General features: G+C 53.7%; 16 protein-coding genes. 5 read left to right on the forward strand and 11 right to left on the reverse strand.

Translation table 11 applies throughout. The features are described from left to right. The first annotated feature begins 17 nt into the window (after positions 1–17). A complete protein-coding gene (gene kdpE / locus OC597_RS19890) occupies positions 18–707 on the forward strand; it encodes a two-component system response regulator KdpE (RefSeq protein ID WP_261251794.1) in 690 nt (229 codons plus the stop codon). 27 nt (positions 708–734) lie between these two features. On the opposite strand, the gene OC597_RS19895 is transcribed toward kdpE, so the two are convergent. The 4 genes from OC597_RS19895 to seqA all read right to left on the reverse strand — a co-directional run bounded on the left by OC597_RS19895 (position 735) and on the right by seqA (position 4132). Further along, positions 735–1034, reverse strand: a complete 300-nt coding sequence (locus OC597_RS19895) for a DUF3861 domain-containing protein (protein WP_099065235.1) — start codon at positions 1032–1034, stop codon at positions 735–737. Further along, on the reverse strand, positions 1034–1687 hold the full coding sequence (locus OC597_RS19900) for a PadR family transcriptional regulator (RefSeq protein ID WP_261251793.1): 654 nt from the start codon (positions 1685–1687) through the stop codon (positions 1034–1036). Before OC597_RS19900 ends, OC597_RS19895 begins: the two co-directional genes overlap by 1 nt. 185 nt (positions 1688–1872) lie before the next feature. Continuing rightward, on the reverse strand, positions 1873–3516 hold the full coding sequence (gene pgm, locus OC597_RS19905; protein WP_262210159.1) for a phosphoglucomutase (alpha-D-glucose-1,6-bisphosphate-dependent): 1644 nt from the start codon (positions 3514–3516) through the stop codon (positions 1873–1875). 76 nt (positions 3517–3592) lie between these two features. Next, positions 3593–4132, reverse strand: a complete 540-nt coding sequence (gene seqA, locus OC597_RS19910) for a replication initiation negative regulator SeqA (protein WP_085115543.1) — start codon at positions 4130–4132, stop codon at positions 3593–3595. A 241-nt stretch (positions 4133–4373) separates the two neighbouring features. Here seqA and ybfF point away from each other — a divergent pair, with 241 nt between their 5' ends. The 4 genes from ybfF to fur all read left to right on the forward strand — a co-directional run bounded on the left by ybfF (position 4374) and on the right by fur (position 7264). Continuing rightward, positions 4374–5147 (forward strand): esterase, encoded by a 774-nt coding sequence (gene ybfF / locus OC597_RS19915; RefSeq protein WP_262210161.1) that lies wholly within the window; start codon positions 4374–4376, stop codon positions 5145–5147. Positions 5148–5438: 291 nt separating this feature from the next. Then, positions 5439–5726, forward strand: a complete 288-nt coding sequence (gene ybfE / locus OC597_RS19920) for a LexA regulated protein (RefSeq protein ID WP_012005675.1) — start codon at positions 5439–5441, stop codon at positions 5724–5726. A gap of 229 nt (positions 5727–5955) precedes the next feature. After that, positions 5956–6495 (forward strand): flavodoxin FldA, encoded by a 540-nt coding sequence (gene fldA / locus OC597_RS19925; RefSeq protein ID WP_012005674.1) that lies wholly within the window; start codon positions 5956–5958, stop codon positions 6493–6495. A 322-nt stretch (positions 6496–6817) separates the two neighbouring features. Further along, a complete protein-coding gene (gene fur / locus OC597_RS19930; RefSeq protein ID WP_085115541.1) occupies positions 6818–7264 on the forward strand; it encodes a ferric iron uptake transcriptional regulator in 447 nt (148 codons plus the stop codon). A gap of 206 nt (positions 7265–7470) precedes the next feature. Here fur and OC597_RS19935 read toward each other — a convergent pair whose 3' ends face one another. The 7 genes from OC597_RS19935 to glnS all read right to left on the reverse strand — a co-directional run bounded on the left by OC597_RS19935 (position 7471) and on the right by glnS (position 18440). Continuing rightward, on the reverse strand, positions 7471–9432 hold the full coding sequence (locus OC597_RS19935) for a TcdA/TcdB catalytic glycosyltransferase domain-containing protein (RefSeq protein ID WP_262210165.1): 1962 nt from the start codon (positions 9430–9432) through the stop codon (positions 7471–7473). Continuing rightward, positions 9422–10474: a UDP-glucose 4-epimerase GalE gene (gene galE / locus OC597_RS19940; RefSeq protein WP_261424818.1), complete on the reverse strand. Its 1053-nt coding sequence runs from the start codon at positions 10472–10474 to the stop codon at positions 9422–9424. Before galE ends, OC597_RS19935 begins: the two co-directional genes overlap by 11 nt. A 49-nt stretch (positions 10475–10523) precedes the next feature. Beyond that, entirely contained in the window at positions 10524–11669 is a 1146-nt protein-coding gene (locus tag OC597_RS19945) for an MFS transporter (protein WP_262210167.1), read from the reverse strand. 76 nt (positions 11670–11745) lie between these two features. Further along, positions 11746–14403, reverse strand: coding sequence for a beta-N-acetylhexosaminidase (locus OC597_RS19950; RefSeq protein WP_261424794.1), 2658 nt, complete (start codon positions 14401–14403; stop codon positions 11746–11748). A gap of 14 nt (positions 14404–14417) precedes the next feature. Beyond that, positions 14418–14744 carry a ChiQ/YbfN family lipoprotein gene (gene chiQ / locus OC597_RS19955; RefSeq protein WP_207976134.1) on the reverse strand — a complete coding sequence of 109 codons (327 nt, stop codon included), beginning with the start codon at positions 14742–14744 and terminating at the stop codon, positions 14418–14420. 47 nt (positions 14745–14791) lie between these two features. Continuing rightward, complete coding sequence (gene chiP / locus OC597_RS19960; RefSeq protein ID WP_261251787.1) at positions 14792–16195, reverse strand: chitoporin ChiP; 1404 nt, start codon at positions 16193–16195, stop codon at positions 14792–14794. A gap of 580 nt (positions 16196–16775) precedes the next feature. Beyond that, on the reverse strand, positions 16776–18440 hold the full coding sequence (gene glnS, locus OC597_RS19965) for a glutamine--tRNA ligase (protein ID WP_262210170.1): 1665 nt from the start codon (positions 18438–18440) through the stop codon (positions 16776–16778). Positions 18441–18442 lie beyond the last annotated feature (2 nt).

An 18442-nucleotide genomic window follows, 5' to 3' on the forward strand; every position in this document is an offset into this window, starting at 1 on the left:
TAATTGCCGGGAGTCTTGTGAGCAGCGCGCCAACCAATATTCTGATTGTCGAAGATGAGAAAGAGATCCGGCGTTTCGTCCGCACCGCACTGGAAAGTGAAGGCCTGCGGGTGTTTGAAAGCGAAACGTTGCAACGCGGGCTGATTGAAGCCGGCACGCGCAAGCCGGATCTGATTATTCTCGATTTAGGGTTGCCGGACGGCGACGGGCTGAACTATATCCGCGATTTGCGGCAGTGGAGCGCCATTCCCGTGATCGTGCTGTCGGCTCGCAACGCTGAGGAAGACAAAATCGCCGCGCTCGACGCCGGGGCAGACGACTACCTCAGCAAGCCGTTTGGTATCGGCGAACTGCTGGCGCGCGTGCGGGTCGCGTTGCGCCGTCATTCCGGTAGCCTGCAAGAAAGCCCGTTGGTCAGCTTCTCCGAAATCACCGTCGATCTGATCAACCGCCGGGTACTGCGTCAGGGTGAAGATTTGCACCTGACGCCAATAGAGTTTCGTCTGCTGGCCGAACTGCTGGCCAACTCCGGCAAGGTGATCACCCAGCGTCAGCTACTGAGCCACGTCTGGGGGCCGAACTATGTCGAGCACAGCCATTATCTGCGGATATATATGGGGCATCTACGACAGAAACTGGAGGCCGACCCGGCCCGGCCGAAACACTTGCTGACCGAGACCGGCGTCGGTTACCGCTTTATGCCTTAAGGTTAATGGGCGCAGCATGCGGCGCCCCTACTGTTGCGGGCCTTTCTTCAATCCCATCATAAATTCCTTGAACGCTTCACGCAGCGGTGCAAATACCGGATGCTTGCGGTTTTCGATCATCACTTCGGAAAACAGCTTCAGGCCAACCGCAAAGGCCGCGCTGTTGTTCTCGCCAAAGTTCAGATCTTCACGCGCTTTGATGCGCTCAACAATGCCAAGAATATCGTCGTGGTTTTCTACTTCAAAACTCAGTGGCGCTTTATCTACCGGTTCGCCTTTGCGATCGCTCAGGGCTTCAACGGTAATGCGAAAACGGTGGCCTGGCATCATTCATTCTCCTGTGCGGGCGGGGCAATGTTCATTTCGCCTTCAATCGCCGCCACGGCGGTCAGCAGCGCCGCATTAATGTTTTCAACCTGCTGCGGTGAAAGATCCGCACGCATCACGTTACCACGCAGCAAACTGCGCAGGCGGTTCATGGCTTCGGAGATGCCTTCAGCCAGATTGCCGTGATGGTGATGCCCGCGACCGACACCCGCCAAACGGGCCAGGATCACGTCGACAGCGGCCTGGTGCTTTTGCAGCTCACTCTGGCCCAGTTCGGTGATCTGATAACTTTTGCGGCCGTTACTGCTGGTGATCGGCTCAAGGAAATCCTGCTCTTCCAGCAGCGTCAGGGTCGGATAAATCACCCCTGGACTTGGCACATACAGGCCGGAAGACGCCTCATCAATGGCCTTGATCAATTCATAACCGTGGCTCGGTTTACGTGCCACCAGCGCCAGCAACACCAACCGCAGGTCGCCATGTTCAAACATGCGGTGACGGCCACCACGGCCCCCGCGCCCGCCCCGGCCATGCTCTTCGCCGTGATCGCCGCCAAAGTGATGACGCCCGCCGCGACGGCGATGATGACCCTGCCCTTCTTCGCTGTCAGGGTGGCAAGCGTGACGACGGTGTAAATCTAAACGGTGAAACATAGGGTATACCTCTCAATGGATAATCAGTTGACGAGGTGATTTAGATATATCTAAGTCACTTCGATATATCTAATCTAGATCGATATATCTAAATGCGCAAGCGGGATTTATTAAAAAGATATATCTAAATTGCAGGCATAAAAAAAGCGCTGTAAAAACAGCGCTTTTCTTCAGGCAGGGAAAGATTACTTGGCGGAAGCCAGCACTGTGCTGACGATTTCTACCGCTTCATGCTCGATCTTTTCGCGGTGCTCAGCACCCAGGAAGCTCTCACAATAAATCTTGTAAGCCTCTTCGGTACCGGAAGGACGAGCGGCAAACCAGCCGTTGTCAGTCATCACTTTCAGACCGCCAATCGGTGCGCCGTTGCCCGGTGCCGCGGTCAGACGTGCGGTGATCGGATCGCCTGCCAAGGTGTCGGCCTTGACCATTTCCGGCGACAGCTTGGACAATGCCGCTTTCTGCGCTGAGGTTGCCGGCGCCTGAATACGGTTGTAGCTCGGCGCGCCAAAGCGTTTGGCCAGATCTTCGTAGTGATTCTGTGGGTTTTCACCGGTCACCGCGGTGATTTCCGCCGCCAACAGGCACATGATCATGCCGTCTTTGTCAGTCGACCAAGGAGTGCCGTTGAAACGCAGGAAGGATGCCCCGGCGCTCTCTTCGCCACCAAAGCCCAGGCTGCCGTCGAACAGACCATCAACAAACCATTTGAAGCCCACCGGCACTTCCACCAGCTTACGCCCCAAATCGGCGACCACACGGTCAATCATCGCGCTGGAAACCAGCGTTTTACCCACCGCCACATCAGCTCCCCACTGTGGACGATGCTGGAACAGGTAGTTGATGGACACCGCCAGATAGTGGTTCGGGTTCATCAGGCCTTTCGGCGTAACAATGCCGTGGCGGTCGTAATCCGGGTCATTGGCAAACGCCAGATCGAACTTGTCGCGTAGCGCCAGCAAGCCCCCCATCGCCGGAACTGACGAGCAGTCCATGCGGATCACGCCGTCGTGATCCAGGTGCATAAAGCGGAAGGTCTGATCGATAGCATCGTTCACCAACGTCAGATCCAGCTTGTAATGCTCGGCAATACGCTGCCAGTAAGCAATGCCGGAACCGCCGAGCGGATCAACGCCCAGCTTCAGGCCGGCACGCTGGATAGCAGGCATATCTACGATATCCACCAGCCCTTCGACATACGGCTGCACCAAATCTTGCGCGTGCACGCGACCGCTGTTCCAGGCCTTATCCAGTGACTGACGCTGTACGCCTTTCAACTGCAATGACAGCAGTTCATTGGCACGTTTTTCAATCACTGAAGTCAGATTGGTGTCGGCAGGACCGCCGTTGGTCGGGTTATATTTAATGCCGCCGTCTTCCGGTGGGTTGTGGGACGGAGTGATAACGATACCGTCGGCCAGTGCCCCACCTTTGCGGTTGTGGCACAAAATGGCATGGGATACCGCAGGGGTTGGCGTGAAACCGTTATTTTCCTGCACGATCACATCGACGCCGTTGGCGGTCAACACTTCCAGCACGGAAATAAAGGCCGGCTCGGACAGCGCATGGGTGTCTTTACCCACGTAGCATGGGCCGGTCACCCCTTGCTGATGACGGACTTCGGCAATCGCCTGCGCGATAGCGAGAATATGGTTTTCATTAAAGCTATGGCGCAGAGCACTGCCGCGATGGCCTGAAGTCCCGAACTTCACCGCGTGTGCCGCATTGCCCGCTTCAGGTTGCAGTACATAGTACTGCGACGTCAGCTGAGCTACGTTGATCAAATCGCTTTGCTGAGCCGGCTGCCCGGCACGTGGATTATTCGCCATCGACATATCTCCCTATCCCTGTCCTGCGGCCTGGCAATATGTCGCTCACGGCCACCATGACGGGCTGTTCGCTAAATTAGATAGTGCCGCAAACTTTTTCTGTCAGTTCCGCTGGGAACTGCATAGCCTGCATGATGTGTTCCACCATGCTGCGTTTACGACCGGTATTGGTATTGGTGATCACCCAGTAAGGCGTGCCCGGAACGTGCTTTGGTTTGGTGTGCGTTCCGTTCGCCAACAGGGTTTGCTGATCGCCGGCAAAATAAGTGCGGGTACGACCATGCAACGCATCGGTAGCAGCGGAGAAACCAGCCGCATCCAGGGTATACAGGGTGGAAAGTACCAGCATAAAACGATGTACCGCTCTGCTCTGATCGGCATACTCGTCCGACAACAACAGCTCACGTACGGCACGCACGCGATCGCGCGGACGCGACACGGCGACAATCTTATCCTGCTCGGCGCTCTGAGCACTGCTGGCCGGCACAGAACGTAACGGCTGACCTGCGGTAAACTTCAACATGCGGCGCAAAATATCGGACGCGCTCTCACCAATATGTTGCGTGTGGCTGGCAATATAACGGTAGAGCTCTTCGTCGACTTCAATAGTTTTCATCTTTATCCAGTACTGTTTTTTTCTACTTAGAACCTGAAGCCAGATCCGGCATTCAAGTCATGGGATTATAAGGTTAAAAGCGCAGGTGCGAACATAACAATGTGCCTCAACACGGCAAAAGCAGACAATTACCTAAAGCCTGCTTGGCATCGGCCCTGCCAATCCCGCACCTTATCATGAAAAATCCGCGTTATTCATCGTGAGTTTCAATCATGATACCCTAATCTGAATCTCTCTCAGTATGAACTTTGCCATGAAATTACATTATCAACTGCTGGCTACCGAGTCCGATGCGCTGCCGGTGATCCTGATCCACGGATTGTTCGGCAATCTGGACAATCTCGGCGTGCTGGCGCGCGATCTTAACCAACAGCACAGCGTGATTAAAGTCGATCTGCGTAACCACGGCCTGTCGCCCCGCTCAGCGGTGATGACCTACCCGGAGATGGCGAAGGATCTGCTGGCATTGCTGGATGATTTGCAGCTGGACAAGGTGATTGTGATCGGCCACTCGATGGGCGGCAAAGCGGCGATGGCGCTGACGGCAATCGCACCCGAGCGAGTGGATAAACTGATCGTTATTGATGTGGCACCGGTGAATTATCAGACCCGCCGCCACGACGAGATTTTTGTCGCCTTACAGGCCGTGAGCGCCGCCGATATCACCCAACGCCAGCAGGCGGCGGAATTAATGCGCGACTATCTGAAGGAAGAAGGGGTGATCCAGTTCCTGCTGAAATCCTTCCATCAGGGTGAATGGCGCTTTAACCTGCCGGTATTGATCGATCAATACGAAAACATCACCGGCTGGCAGGAAGTGCCCGCCTGGTCACATCCCACATTATTCATTCGCGGTGGCCTGTCGCCTTACGTACAGGACAGCTACCGCGCAGATATTGCCCGCCAGTTCCCACAGGCTCGCGCGCATGTGGTCGCCGGTACCGGACACTGGGTGCATGCGGAAAAACCAGAGGCGGTGCTGCGTGCCATCCACCGTTTTCTCGGCGAAGCCTGAGTCGAACGCTACCTGACAACAGTGCAGGCGGGCGCTAAAACGGCCATCTGGTGGAAAAACGCGCTAAAGATAACGGCTTAGCGCGTTTTGAGCTCAGTTAAGCATTGTCGTTGCTCCACCTGCTGGGGTAATATGGCGCGCTATAATTTTGCCGCCGTGTCGAGCGTGTTATTTAACGCCAGGCTGGGGGTGAATTTGGGTTAGGGTTTATTGGCCCGAAGTGTGTTAACCGAACCATCCAGAAGCGTCTACGCGCTTTTAGATGCAAACTCCCTTGCAGTACCGCTACCTATGGCAAAAGAACAAACGGATCGCACGACGCTGGATCTGTTCGCAGATGAACGCCGTCCGGGGCGCCCGAAAACCAACCCGCTATCCCGAGATGAACAGCTTAGAATCAATAAGCGTAATCAGCTTCGACGCGATAAAGTCCGTGGCTTACGGCGTGTGGAACTGAAGATCAACGCGGATGCGGTGGACGCCCTGAACAAACTGGCGGAACAGCGGAATATCAGCCGCAGCGAGCTTATTGAGCAAATGCTGTTGGCACAACTGGCGGACGACCAGCCAGAACATTGATCATTGCAGCCGCACATGCGGCGCGGCGTTAAGGATGACGCCCGATCAACATCGTTTTATTCCACCCGGCATCGCATAAACGCGATAAAACCCCGGGGTAAATTTCTGGCATGATACGCAATTACCGGTGAGGGATATCCCTTGCCATGGCATCATTTTAATCGGTGTTATCGTGGTCAGCGCTAACATCGTGTAATGCAATTAATTGAATTTAAAGGTTATACGCGATATGGCTAATGTAGGCATTTTCTTTGGCAGCGACACTGGCAATACCGAAAACATTGCCAAGATGATCCAGAAAATTCTTAAGCAACAGTTTGGCGACGATGTGTGCGAAATTCACGACATCGCCAAAAGCAGCAAAGAAGACCTGGAAGGTTTCGATATCCTGTTGCTCGGCATCCCGACCTGGTACTACGGCGAAGCCCAGTGTGACTGGGATGATTTCTTCCCGACGCTGGAAGACATCGACTTCAACGGCAAGCTGGTAGCGCTGTTCGGCTGTGGCGATCAGGAAGATTACGCAGAATATTTCTGTGATGCGATGGGTACCATCCGCGACATCATTGAACCGCGTGGTGCCGCCATTGTCGGCCACTGGCCAACCAAAGGCTACCATTTCGAAGCCTCTAAAGGGTTGGCAAGCGACAGCCATTTCATCGGTCTGGCGATTGACGAAGATCGTCAACCGGAGCTGACCAACGAGCGTGTTGAAGGCTGGGTGAAACAAATCGTCGAAGAGCTGAGCCTGGCCGAAATTGTCGGGTAACGCCAAAGGTTGAACAAAAGCCCTGCAAAGTGCATAGTGTTGCCGGCAGGGCTATCATTGGCAGTGCTGATTACTGCAATCGAAGATACAAATTTGTAACTTCCCACATCGTCAAGGTAGACTGCGTTATCGGTTTATCCCGCCCATCAAGACGTTGCGTGTGTGCGACATGCAATAGTGCAATTATATCTTTGTTAACAACCGGCGGTTTCTATTTAGGTCAACCGGTTCTATAATGAGACGCAATTAACTCTTTGTGCCGACCGATGCCACAGGCGAGAACGCCTCAACTTGATTAGCATAGTAACAGGACTGAATCCGCATGACTGACAACAACACCGCATTGAAGAAGGCCGGCTTAAAAGTCACGCTTCCGCGACTCAAAATCCTGGAAGTACTGCAAAATCCGGAATGCCATCACGTCAGTGCGGAAGATCTGTACAAAAAACTGATAGATATGGGCGAAGAAATTGGCCTGGCTACAGTTTACCGCGTACTGAACCAATTTGATGATGCCGGCATTGTGACCCGTCACAACTTCGAAGGCGGCAAGTCCGTGTTCGAACTGACCCAGCAGCATCACCACGATCACCTGATTTGCCTGGACTGCGGCAAAGTGATCGAATTCAGCGATGAATCTATCGAAGCGCGTCAGCGTGATATCGCCAAACAACACGGTATCAAGCTCAGCAATCACAGCCTGTACCTGTACGGCCACTGTGCAATTGGTGACTGCCGCGAAGACGACACTCTGCACGATAAAAAATAATGCCCTCAACCGGCATTAAGGACCGCCTTAACGGCGGTTTTTTTATGCCTGCAGCCTGCGCAGTGAGTAGATAAAAAATCCCCGGACAGGTCCGGGGAAAGTTCACAGCTTGAAATACAACAATTGCAGCGGCACTTCTCTCTCACTTCCCACTTACACTCACTTCACCGTCAACTCACCCGCCGACACGCGGATGGGCAAACTCTTCACAGCTCATACTCAAGAAACAGCAGCCGATCAAAGAACAACGACAAGGCCTGATCGAACACACCACGAACACGGAACCCTTTGTTCAGATAAATTTGGCTGGCCTCACTGCTTTGCCATACACACAGCACGATGTTTTTCGCCTGGTGCCGATCAGCCTGCTGCTTTATCAGGGCAAACATCTGATTAAAATACCCCTGCCCGCGGAATTGGCTCTCAATCGCCAGGCTACAGATAAAATAATCATCCTCAGTACCCAAGCCTTGCACAAAGTGGTCGTAAGCCTCATCAAGCGGCTTCAGTTCATCGCGATAGTGATAATCCGCTTTTACGCCATACAGCTCACTGACGGTAGCCGCATTGAAAAAGCCGACAAACGTCCCGCGCCGATCGTAAGCCACCGTGATCAGGTGCAGATAAGGCTCGATATTTTGTGCCTGCTGCAGCGACACCAGATCCAGCCCTGCCCGGTTGCCAACAGAACAGTACTCCAGGTAACTGGTACTAAAAATCAGCTTCGCCATACGGGTTTTATCGGTTTCACTCGCCTGCCGCCCCGGTAGAAAATGCAATGCCCCGCCCGGCTCCGGCAACACCGCATCCCCCTCTCCTGTGGTTGAGCACCAGTAATTCCCCGCCGCAATCTGCCGCCGGTTATCGGCGATCAGGTATTCCCCAAAAAGCTGGTTTACCCGATCCAACGTGCGGTCATGGGAAAGCACGGAATAATAGTGGTAATGGTCGATATCGGAACGGATCTGCGCTGGATAGGCCATTCGCGGCACTTCATCGACGGTAAATATTTCCGCATAACGTGCCAGATCCAGCGGCTGTTCAAGCTGCCAATCCACCTGCTCCAGGCGACTGACGCATTGCTGGTAACTGAACTGTTCCTCCTGCGACAGCGGAAGCCGTTCATTGGTGATCACATCCTCCAACAGGCGCATGCCACGGATACCACAGGTCACTGCCTGCGGATGCGCATCATAATGAACGCCATAATCCTGACAGAAGCGATCGTGACTGAGGAAGGACCGGCCAATGTGGCGACTCCACAGCTGATAAAAGGGATCAAACAGTTTCCGTTCATAAACCGAATTCTTGTCCGGGACTTCACCACTTTCCGCCGCATAGATCTGATCCAACCCTGCCAGCATCCGGCACAGCGAGATATCCCCCTTGCGGCTGACTATCATGCCGGTTTCATCGAGAAACAGATTCAGCCAGCTAACGTGGCTGACCTCGCCCCCAGCCAGAAACTGGAGATAATCCGGCAGTTCAGGTTTGATCAAAAATAGCGTCGCCGATCGGTGGGGAATGGTGTCGATATCCATGTACAGCCCCCCCATCTCGATCAAAATCAGAAAGCGAAAGTAGTCGGAAAGCGTGGCGTAATAACGCTTATCGTGCAGTTGATGGATAAAGCCCAGGCTGTTGCCGACCCTTTTTTGCGCCAGTTCGCTCAGCGAATGCACCTGCAGGCGATGATTACCGGCATCATACTCCCCCAGGTAGCCGCCTTTTATCACCGGTACGGGAATGAAATACCTATCCCTTGCCAGTTGCTGCGCGTCCCAAACCCATAACATGCCGACCCAGTCATTCGTCTCGGCGCTAGCCACCGCCTGCTGCGCGTCGCCCCATTGGGAGATAACCTCTCTGGCATCGTCAGGGATAGCGCCCCCCAACCAGATACGGTGCAGCCGTTTTTCACTCGCTGCCAGCGGGCGGGTAGGAACGCAAAAGAGTGAGGAACAGCGGGCGGCATCAAATAAATGCCCATGTGCCGCCAGCCATTCGCGCAGTTGAGTGACCCCACGCTGATAGCTTTCCAGCAGCGCCGGTGAAGTCTGGCGTTGATATTTTACGAACTCAAACTTCAGGTCGTGGATCCGCGCCTCGTATTCGGCTCGAAACAGATCGTCTCGCAGAGCGCCAAAATGCCCGTTGTTAAGCTTCATCGGTGGCCATCCTTATTGATGACAGCGGCACTGAGGGACCATAACCCTGCGGATTTTTGCTCTGCCAGGACCAGGCATCGCACACCATTTTTTCCAGGCTGCGTTTAGCTTGCCAGCCCAGTTTTTCTGCCGCCAGCGACGGATCGGACCAACACTCGGCGATATCTCCCGCACGCCGGGGGTTAAATTGATAGGCAATTTTAAACCCGCAGGCGCGTTCAAAGGCCCGAATAATCTCCAAAACCGAGTAGCCTTTACCGGTACCCAGGTTAAAGACGTTAAAACCGGGCTGCAGGTTATCCAGCGCCTTCAAATGCCCTTCGGCCAGGTCCATCACGTGAATATAATCTCGTACCCCGGTACCATCGCTGGTGGGATAGTCGTTGCCATACACCGGCAACACCGCGAGTTTGCCAATAGCCACCTGCGCCAGATAAGCCAGAAGATTATTGGGAATGCCGGCGGGATCCTCACCAATCAAGCCAGACTCATGCGCGCCGGCCGGATTAAAGTAACGCAGCGCGGTAATCGCCATCTGCGGTGCCGTGGAGGCAAACTCCGCCAGGATCTGCTCGACAATCAGTTTGGAGGTTCCGTAGGGGTTGGTAGTCTGCCCAACGCGGCAGCTCTCCGTCAGTGGGGTATATTCCGCCGGCCCATAGACGGTGGCCGAAGAGCTGAAAATAAATTGCTTAACGCCAGCATGGCGCATTCTGTCCAGTACGATCAATGAGCCGGAAATATTATTTTGATAATACCTCAGCGGTTCTTCGGTAGATTCCCTGACCGACTTCAATCCCGCAAGATGGATAACCGCATGAATATCATGCTGGCGGAATATATGATCCAGCAAATGATGCTGCTGGATATCTCCCTGATAAAAAATCACTTTTTTACCGGTTAAGCGCTCTACGCGAAACAAAGACTCTGGCGAGCTGTTGGACAGGTTGTCCAGTACGACAACTTCCTCCCCCCTTTCCAACAGTGCCAATACCGTATGCGAGCCGATATAACCGGCGCCGCCCGTCACCAATATAGCCATCATATATCCTTGTTTGTGTTTAAAAATAAACGACTCACTCAGAAACCACCTAAACTTCCCGGGTCTTAAAACCGACAGGTAAAGCAATACAAAGCAGTAATATGGCTAACAGATAAACGGAGGAATGTGGCCCGTACTCGGTCAGGATCCCTTGTAATATTCCGGCCAGGATCACACCGGTGGAAATGCTGTTGGTGAACAACGTGGTGGCCATGCCTGCCCGTTCCGGCATTAAATCCTGGAAATACAGCATGCCGACGGTGGCAATAATGCCGATAAAAATAGCGTTAAACAGCTGCAAGGCCAGCAACCCGGTGGTCGAGGTAAACCACAGCATCCCGGCATAAAACACGATGCCGGCCACCATGGCCCCCGCCATCATCAGGCGCTTGCCCACTCGGTTTACGTAACGTCCCACCAGGATCATGATGGGGATTTCGATTGCGGCGGCGATGCCCATCATCCAGCCGGTCAGACTTTGCGGCAAACCCAACTCGGCCGTGATATACAGCGGCACATCAATCAGATACATGGCGCTGCAGGTCCACATCAATACCGAGACGAAAAACAGCAGGCTAATGTCTTTATCGAAGACCGTTTTTTGCCGTATGGCGACTTCATCGCCCACCATGGGGCGGGCGACCTCGGGCAATATCCACCAGGCCAGCAGTGTGACCAGCAGAAATATGCCGGCAGCAAAAATAAACATCGCCGTGAAGCCGTAATTCACCACCAGCATAAAAGCCAACGGCGGACCAAAAACCCAGGCCAGAGAAAGTTGGGCGCGCATGATGGCGCTGAACATAGCGACGTTTTGCGATGACCGCTCTCCGTACTCACGCGCCAGAGCGAAGAGCTGCGGTATCGCCGTATTGGCAATGGCGGTTAACAGCACGCCCGCCGTAATTAACGTCAGGTAATTGCGATTAAAAGCAAATAACAGACAGTTTCCTGCCGCCAATAAATAACAGATAAAAATCAAATGACGCCGGTCACGCTGGCGATCTGATTTTTTCGCCAGCAAAAAACTGACAATAATGCCGACCCCGGCGTTCACCGCATAAAAAAAACCGACCCATAATGACGACACCCGCACCTCGGAGGTGAGGAACAGGCTTAGGGTCGGTATTTGCAGTGCCCCGGCAATCCCGGAAAAAAAAGCAACGACCATAAAGGTCAGCCGTATCGAATTCATCTCTGATTACCGTCGGTCGCTGCTGTTAACCATCAATAACGGCCCGCCTGCGAACAGACGGGCCGTGGTTCAGGGGTTACACTTTCTCGGCACGGCTATAACGCTTGCCGTCCGGGCTGACCGCGCGGATCAGCACCTCGCCGGTGACGCCAGGTTTGGCTTTGGCATCGTAACGCTGCCATTGCTTGCCGCCGTCGGTGGAATACTCAATGCCCAGGCCCGGCAACGAGATATTGGCCTCCAGCCTGCCCCCGATCACGCGGGCACCCGGTACCGGCAGCCGATAACTCACGCCACCCTTGTCCAGTTTTGCCAACTCACGCTGACCGAGGATATTGGCAAAGCGCAGCCAGTCCCGGTCCAGCTTTTGGCTGTCGATAAAGTGGGTTTCGCCGCCTTTATACTCCCGGCCAGCCTTATAATCCTGCTCCCAACCTGCGCGGTGCCATGCTCGCTCGGCCACCGACAAGGAACGCGGGAAGATCATGTATTCCATTTGATCGTCAGTGCGCTGAGTTTCACTCCACATCTGGGCGGAGATACCGTAAGCACCCGGCCACGGCTTGTCGCTCTTGGCAGTAAAGTGATTGCCATCGCGATCTACCGAGGTTTCGGCGTTCTGCGGCAGGTTGTTCGGGGCGAAGCTGAACATCTTCTGTTCGTCGCTGAAACGGGTGCCCCAGTAGTAACCGCGCTCGTTCGGGTTCACCTCATACGGGAAGTCCATATAGACGTAATCCGGGTTGGAGAGGATCACTTCGTAACCTTTGTTCGCCCAATCGTTGGCGCTATCAAAACCGCCCCAATACAGCGTATCCCAGAAGTTAACCCCAACCCGTTGAGTGGCGAAGGCCTTGGCGTTTTTCGCATCTTTCAGACCGTCTTGCCAGGCCTGCATTCTGTCGATGCCATGCGCTTTCACCAGTTGACTGACTTCTACGCCAAAGTAGCTTGGCAGATGTTCCATATCGGCGACTTTGCCGTCTTTGATCATCTTTTGACAGACCTGGGATTTCGCCCATGGCTTGTCTTCTTTGCTCTGATCGATGATGCCTTTGCCTGCTTCGGGCTTGGCCTGATCGGTATAGCCGGCGCCCAAACGAATGTTTTTCGCTTCGTCGCCACCAAAGTGCCAGGTGCGTAACGGCTGCCCGGCCTCTTTGTGCATCTGGGCAATTTCGCCAATCACCTTGTCAACAAAGCGCTTGGACGAATCCAGGCATGGGTTAAGGTAACTTTGTCGATTGAAGTACTGCACCGAGGTGGTATTGGAGGTATCGGTCGGATCCACCAGGCGGAACTCATTGGCCTGCTGCTCTTTACCGGCGGCATGCAGCTTTTTATAGCGGGCCTCCATCGAAACCACGGCAGCGCGGGCATGTGCCGGCATATCGATTTCCGGGATCACTTCAATCTGACGCGCCTGAGCGTATTTAATGATCTCGATGTAATCCTGACGCGAGAAGAACCCGCCATACACCTCTGGCCCCTGTCCGTACTGTGGCAACAGGCAGGTGGTTTCGCTCAGATCGTGGCAACGCTGGCCCCCGACTTCAGTCAGTTCAGGCAGACCTGGAATGGCAATACGCCAACCTTCGTCGTCACTCAGATGGAAGTGGAATTTATTCAGCTTGTAAGCCGCCATTTGGTCAAGCAGGCGCAGTACCGCATCTTTATGATGGAAGTTGCGCGCCACGTCGAGGAAGATGCCGCGATACTGGAAACGAGGTGCATCTTTGGCGTCGAGGGTAGCGATTTTAGCGCTGCCGTCGGTTGGTACCAGCGACAGAATGGACTGCAGACCATAGAACACCCCGGCCTGATCGAAGCCGATAACCTGCGCTCCTTTATTGCCAATCTTCAGCTCATAGGCTCCCGGCACCGCCAACTCACCTTTGAATTTACCCGGCTGAATATCGGTTTGGATCGGGTAGCCCGCCGCGTTATGGGTTACACCCAACAGTGCGAAACGTTGAGTCGCCGCGTCCGCCGCCGGTTTGGACAGCGCGCTCAGTTCCAATGCAACGCCTTTGCTCAGATCCACATCTTGCGGATGCACTTTTACCTGCAGCGGCGTCGGTACGATCTGGCCGCGCAGCGAGGCCGCAGGCAAGGTTTTCAACTCGGCGTTTTTGGTGAAGCGGGAAGCCGGCGTCATCAGGATGTTGTTATCATCCTTGATGCGTTTCCACTGGTCGCCGGTAAAGGGCGTCACAAACTGGTTCAAATCTTCGGTATCGGTGTTGACCAGAACTTTTGGTTTGGCATCGCCCGAAGCGGCGTACCAACGGGGGACAAAGTCGGTTTTAAACAGCTGCCAATATTCGGCAATAATCGGGATTTCAACCGTTTGACCGGCCGGGAAACCGGTAAATTTATCGGTCGGCTCCAGTTTGTACAGGTCGCCGGTCAGGTGAGTTATTTTGAACTGGCTGTTATCCACCCTCATGGTTTGACGGGCGCTGTGGAAGTAAATCGCCCAGTCGTGACCTTTAATCTCCTGATGATCGTTGGTCAGGCTGATCAATACCTTGTTGCAGGCTGCCCAGTCGGCTCCCAATTTACCGCAATCTAGGCCGCTGTCGGCAGCCCGGTTATCAACCATTTTCAAATTCAATTTTAGCTGGCTCAGTTGATCCACCAGCGGCTGATTGGCCAACGCATTCCCCGCGCTACCAAATAATCCAACGGTTGCCGTTAATGCAGCAAGCGTACTTAATTTGAATTTGTTCATTTTTAGCATCATCCTTAATTATTGTTATCGTGGATCTCTTTCCAAATCTGGCCGCACTTGGCGTCGTAGGCCTGACCGTTACCGCTGTGAACTGCCTGAATGCAGTTCTGATAATCCATCACTCGCACCGTTTCTTTCTCGGCGAACTGCTGGTGCTGCTTCTCTTGTTTCAGCACGTTCAGCACCGCCTGGCACGACTGCAATTTTTCCGGTGAGCCTTCTGCGGTATTAATGCAGGCGCTGTAGGCCTGTTTCAGTTTGGCATCTTCCGGCGGTGCGGCCGGTTGAACACAGGCACTCAGCGTGACTACTGCGGCTAACATCAGCATGATTTTTTTCATCATTATTTTCCCGTTAAGTGTCCCCGGCGTTACCACCGGGGAACGCATCAGAAGATGGTGAATGGCGCGATAACCATGAATTTGACGTCTTTCTCATCCTGGAAGATGTTGCCGTAACCCCCGCCCCAGCTTGGGATGTTGGTGTGGTTGTCATACTGGGTGTAGTGCAGTTTCAGCAAGGTGCCTTTGGCGCGGCCTTCCTGAATGGTGTACATCGCATCCAGGCTCCAGGCGCTCTCTTTCAGGCGCTGGCTCTGGTCATACATCGGGTTGGTGCTCGGCTTGGCGTCCCAGGCGTAAACGTAAGAACCGCCAACCGCCATGCCTGGCAGGTTCCAGTTACTCAGGTCATACATCACCCCGGCGTAAACCGCTTTTTCGCCGTTGGCGTTGAAGTCGGAACGGTTATCCCACCAGACGTCGAGGCGACCGTTGGAAGAGGCGTAGGTTGGGGTCATACGTTGCAGGAAGTAGCCCTGGTTACCCTCGGCCTTGACCATGGTGCCTTCCAGACGCCAGTTGAACTGGCCGGTGGTGTAGCCAAAGGTCAGCGCCTGCAGCCAGGCCAGGCCGTCATAAATGCTGTTGGGGTCGTTCTTGTCGCTGATGCGGTCTTCAGTGCCGTAGAACTGATAACTGGTGGTCAGCGGGTTGCCTACCAGATCAAACTTGTAAGATGCCTTGGTGAAGTACTGATTCACATAGCCCTGGGCCTGGCCGAAGGCCGCTTCCAGCACCAAATCATTTTTGAAGTCATACTTGGCACCCAGGGAGTGCAGATAGGAGACGCCGGTTTTTTTGTCGTTCTGGCGGAAGTCGTCCATCTCGATATGCCAAGGTGCTTTGTACTTATTGGTCCACATGTAGGAGAAGCTCAACGCCCCGGCATCACCGTAGTCAAACTTGGCACCGGCCTCGGCCCCCTGATAGGTACCAGGCAAAAAGCTCCAGTGCGGCGCCAGCAGGGTTTGCCCACTTGGCTGGATGTAACCGGCGCGAGCCCAGACTGGGCCATACTTGAATTTACCAGCGGCTTTATACAGGCTGATGCCGCCTTTATCGCCGGAGTAGTCTTCATCATAGGTACGGTTTTTGGAAGAGAATGCGATTTCGTTCGGGTGGCCGCTGGCGCTGGACTCGGCCAGTTCAATGGCGGTAAAGGCTCCGACATCCACGCCAAACATGTCCCAGGCATAGCCCGAGGCAAAATCCAGGCTCAGGTTAGCGGTCGAGTGTGACAGGTTGGTAGTGTATTTATTGTAATCGTCACTGGTCGGATTGAGATCTTTACGGTCACGTTCACGCTGCCAGTAATACACACCGCCGGTCATCGTGGAATCATCGATAAATCCTGCGGCTTTCGCCTCAGGGGCCATGGCAAACCCTGTTCCCAACAGCGCACCCGCGACTGCGAGCGCCAGCGTTTTACGCTGAGCACCGTGCGTACCCATAATGAAATTCCTCTTTGACTTAACTTTAAAAGTTGCAGTCGCCCGTGTTCACCACTGCCCTGCACGACCGCTAATAAAAAACCCAACCGGGTAAAAAAATATTGCTGACGGGCTCAAACCCCACAGCACTTATTGCTACAGACAGACTATTTTTCGCGACGCGAATTATCAAATGAATTGTGAGAGAGATTTGTCAAAGTATGACAAAGAGCACATATCGATGAGATTATGTTACGTGGCTATGCAAAGAGGTTGTCGAATAAAAAATTCAATAAAATCAGAATAAACATTGATACAAGGTCAATGAGAGACGATTAATGGTTTCAGCTTAATCAAAAAAGTCAGTCAGAAGAAAAAATATGAGAGCGCTCTCTAAATGACATTAATTCGCATCGCGAATATATAAGACGATGTTATATGACTGCTGATTTTTATCAAGAAATTGCTGATGCAACCGCCTGATTAAAATTTAAAAATAGATTGAGGAATTAAAAGCATTAACGGAGAGAAAACGGGATTTGCAGGCATAAAAAAAGCGCAACCGAAGTTGCGCTTTATCGCGTTAGCTAACAATCAGCACTCAGGCGCCAATTTTAGCCCAGGTATCACGCAGGCCCACGGTGCGGTTAAACACCAGGTGCTCGGCCGAAGAATCACGGCTGTCAGCGCAGAAATAGCCTTCACGTTCGAACTGGTAGGCTTTTTCCGGCTGTGCAACTGTCAGGCTTGGCTCCACAAAACCGTGCTTGATCACCAGCGACTCCGGGTTAATGGTGGTGAGGAAATCCTCTGCCGCCGCCGGGTTTGGTACGCTGAACAGGCGATCGTACAGACGGATTTCAGCCGGCAACGCGTGCTCGACGGACACCCAGTGGATCACGCCCTTCACCTTACGGCCATCGGCAGGATCCTTGCTCAACGTCTCTGGATCGTAGCTGCAGAAGATAGTGGTGATCTCACCCTCAGCATCCTTCTCCACGCGTTCCGCCTTGATCACGTAAGCATTGCGCAGGCGAACTTCTTTACCCAGCACCAGACGCTTGTACTGCTTGTTGGCTTCTTCACGGAAGTCGGCGCGATCGATATAAATCTCACGGCTGAACGGCACTTCGCGGCTGCCCATTTCCGGCTTGCTTGGGTGGTTAGGCATGGTCACCATTTCCACGCCGGTGGTCAGGTTTTCGATGATCACCTTCACCGGATCCAGCACGGCCATCGCACGCGGTGCGTTCTCGTTCAGATCTTCACGAATACAGGCCTCAAGCGCCATCATTTCGACGTTGTTGTCCTGCTTGGTCACGCCGATACGCTGGCAGAACTCGCGGATGGATGCTGCGGTATAGCCACGACGACGCAAACCGGAGACGGTCGGCATACGCGGATCATCCCAGCCTTCAACGATGTTCTCGGTCACCAACTGGTTCAGCTTGCGCTTCGACATGATGGCGTACTCGAGATTCAGGCGCGAGAACTCGTACTGACGCGGATGACAAGGGATGGTGATGTTATCCAGCACCCAGTCATACAGACGGCGGTTGTCCTGGAACTCCAGCGTACACAGCGAATGGGTGATCCCTTCCAGCGCATCGGAAATGCAGTGGGTGAAATCGTACATCGGGTAGATGCACCATTTGTTGCCGGTCTGATGGTGTTCAGCGAATTTGATACGGTACAGCACCGGATCGCGCATCACGATAAACGATGAAGCCATGTCAATTTTGGCACGCAGGCACGCGGTACCTTCGGCGAATTCGCCGTTGCGCATTTTCTCAAACAGCGCCAGGTTCTCTTCCACACTACGACCACGGTACGGGCTGTCTTTGCCCGGAGACGTCAGGCTGCCGCGATATTCACGGATTTGCTCAGGCGACAGTTCGTCGACGTAGGCCAAGCCTTTGTTGATCAGCTCCACCGCATAGCTGTGCAGTTGATCGAAGTAATCTGAGGAGTAACGGACGTTGCCGCTCCACTCAAAGCCCAGCCACTCCACGTCGTGTTTGATCGACTCAACGAACTCGATGTCTTCTTTCACCGGGTTGGTGTCATCAAAACGCAGGTTACATTGGCCCTGGTAATCGCGCGCGATGCCGAAATTCAGACAGATGGATTTAGCATGGCCGATATGCAGATAGCCATTTGGCTCCGGCGGGAAACGGGTATGGACTGACGTGTATTTCCCGGACGCCAGATCTTCATCGACGATCTGACGGATAAAATTGGTTGGGCGGGCTTCAGCCTCACTCATTT

Origin of the sequence: Serratia proteamaculans (assembly GCF_946227095.1) — a bacterium.
Lineage (GTDB): Bacteria > Pseudomonadota > Gammaproteobacteria > Enterobacterales > Enterobacteriaceae > Serratia > Serratia proteamaculans_E.

Excerpts from the sequence above, each read along its gene's own strand:
- OC597_RS19895 (WP_099065235.1), bottom strand. The coding sequence starts at position 1,034 with ATGCCAGGCCACCGTTTTCGCATTACCGTTGAAGCCCTGAGCGATCGC.
- OC597_RS19900 (WP_261251793.1), bottom strand. The coding sequence starts at position 1,687 with ATGTTTCACCGTTTAGATTTACACCGTCGTCACGCTTGCCACCCTGAC.
- pgm (WP_262210159.1), bottom strand. The coding sequence starts at position 3,516 with ATGGCGAATAATCCACGTGCCGGGCAGCCGGCTCAGCAAAGCGATTTG.
- seqA (WP_085115543.1), bottom strand. The coding sequence starts at position 4,132 with ATGAAAACTATTGAAGTCGACGAAGAGCTCTACCGTTATATTGCCAGC.
- ybfF (WP_262210161.1), top strand. The coding sequence starts at position 4,374 with ATGAACTTTGCCATGAAATTACATTATCAACTGCTGGCTACCGAGTCC.
- ybfE (WP_012005675.1), top strand. The coding sequence starts at position 5,439 with ATGGCAAAAGAACAAACGGATCGCACGACGCTGGATCTGTTCGCAGAT.
- fldA (WP_012005674.1), top strand. The coding sequence starts at position 5,956 with ATGGCTAATGTAGGCATTTTCTTTGGCAGCGACACTGGCAATACCGAA.
- fur (WP_085115541.1), top strand. The coding sequence starts at position 6,818 with ATGACTGACAACAACACCGCATTGAAGAAGGCCGGCTTAAAAGTCACG.
- OC597_RS19935 (WP_262210165.1), bottom strand. The coding sequence starts at position 9,432 with ATGAAGCTTAACAACGGGCATTTTGGCGCTCTGCGAGACGATCTGTTT.
- galE (WP_261424818.1), bottom strand. The coding sequence starts at position 10,474 with ATGGCTATATTGGTGACGGGCGGCGCCGGTTATATCGGCTCGCATACG.
- OC597_RS19945 (WP_262210167.1), bottom strand. The coding sequence starts at position 11,669 with ATGAATTCGATACGGCTGACCTTTATGGTCGTTGCTTTTTTTTCCGGG.
- OC597_RS19950 (WP_261424794.1), bottom strand. The coding sequence starts at position 14,403 with ATGAACAAATTCAAATTAAGTACGCTTGCTGCATTAACGGCAACCGTT.
- chiQ (WP_207976134.1), bottom strand. The coding sequence starts at position 14,744 with ATGAAAAAAATCATGCTGATGTTAGCCGCAGTAGTCACGCTGAGTGCC.
- chiP (WP_261251787.1), bottom strand. The coding sequence starts at position 16,195 with ATGGGTACGCACGGTGCTCAGCGTAAAACGCTGGCGCTCGCAGTCGCG.
- glnS (WP_262210170.1), bottom strand. The coding sequence starts at position 18,440 with ATGAGTGAGGCTGAAGCCCGCCCAACCAATTTTATCCGTCAGATCGTC.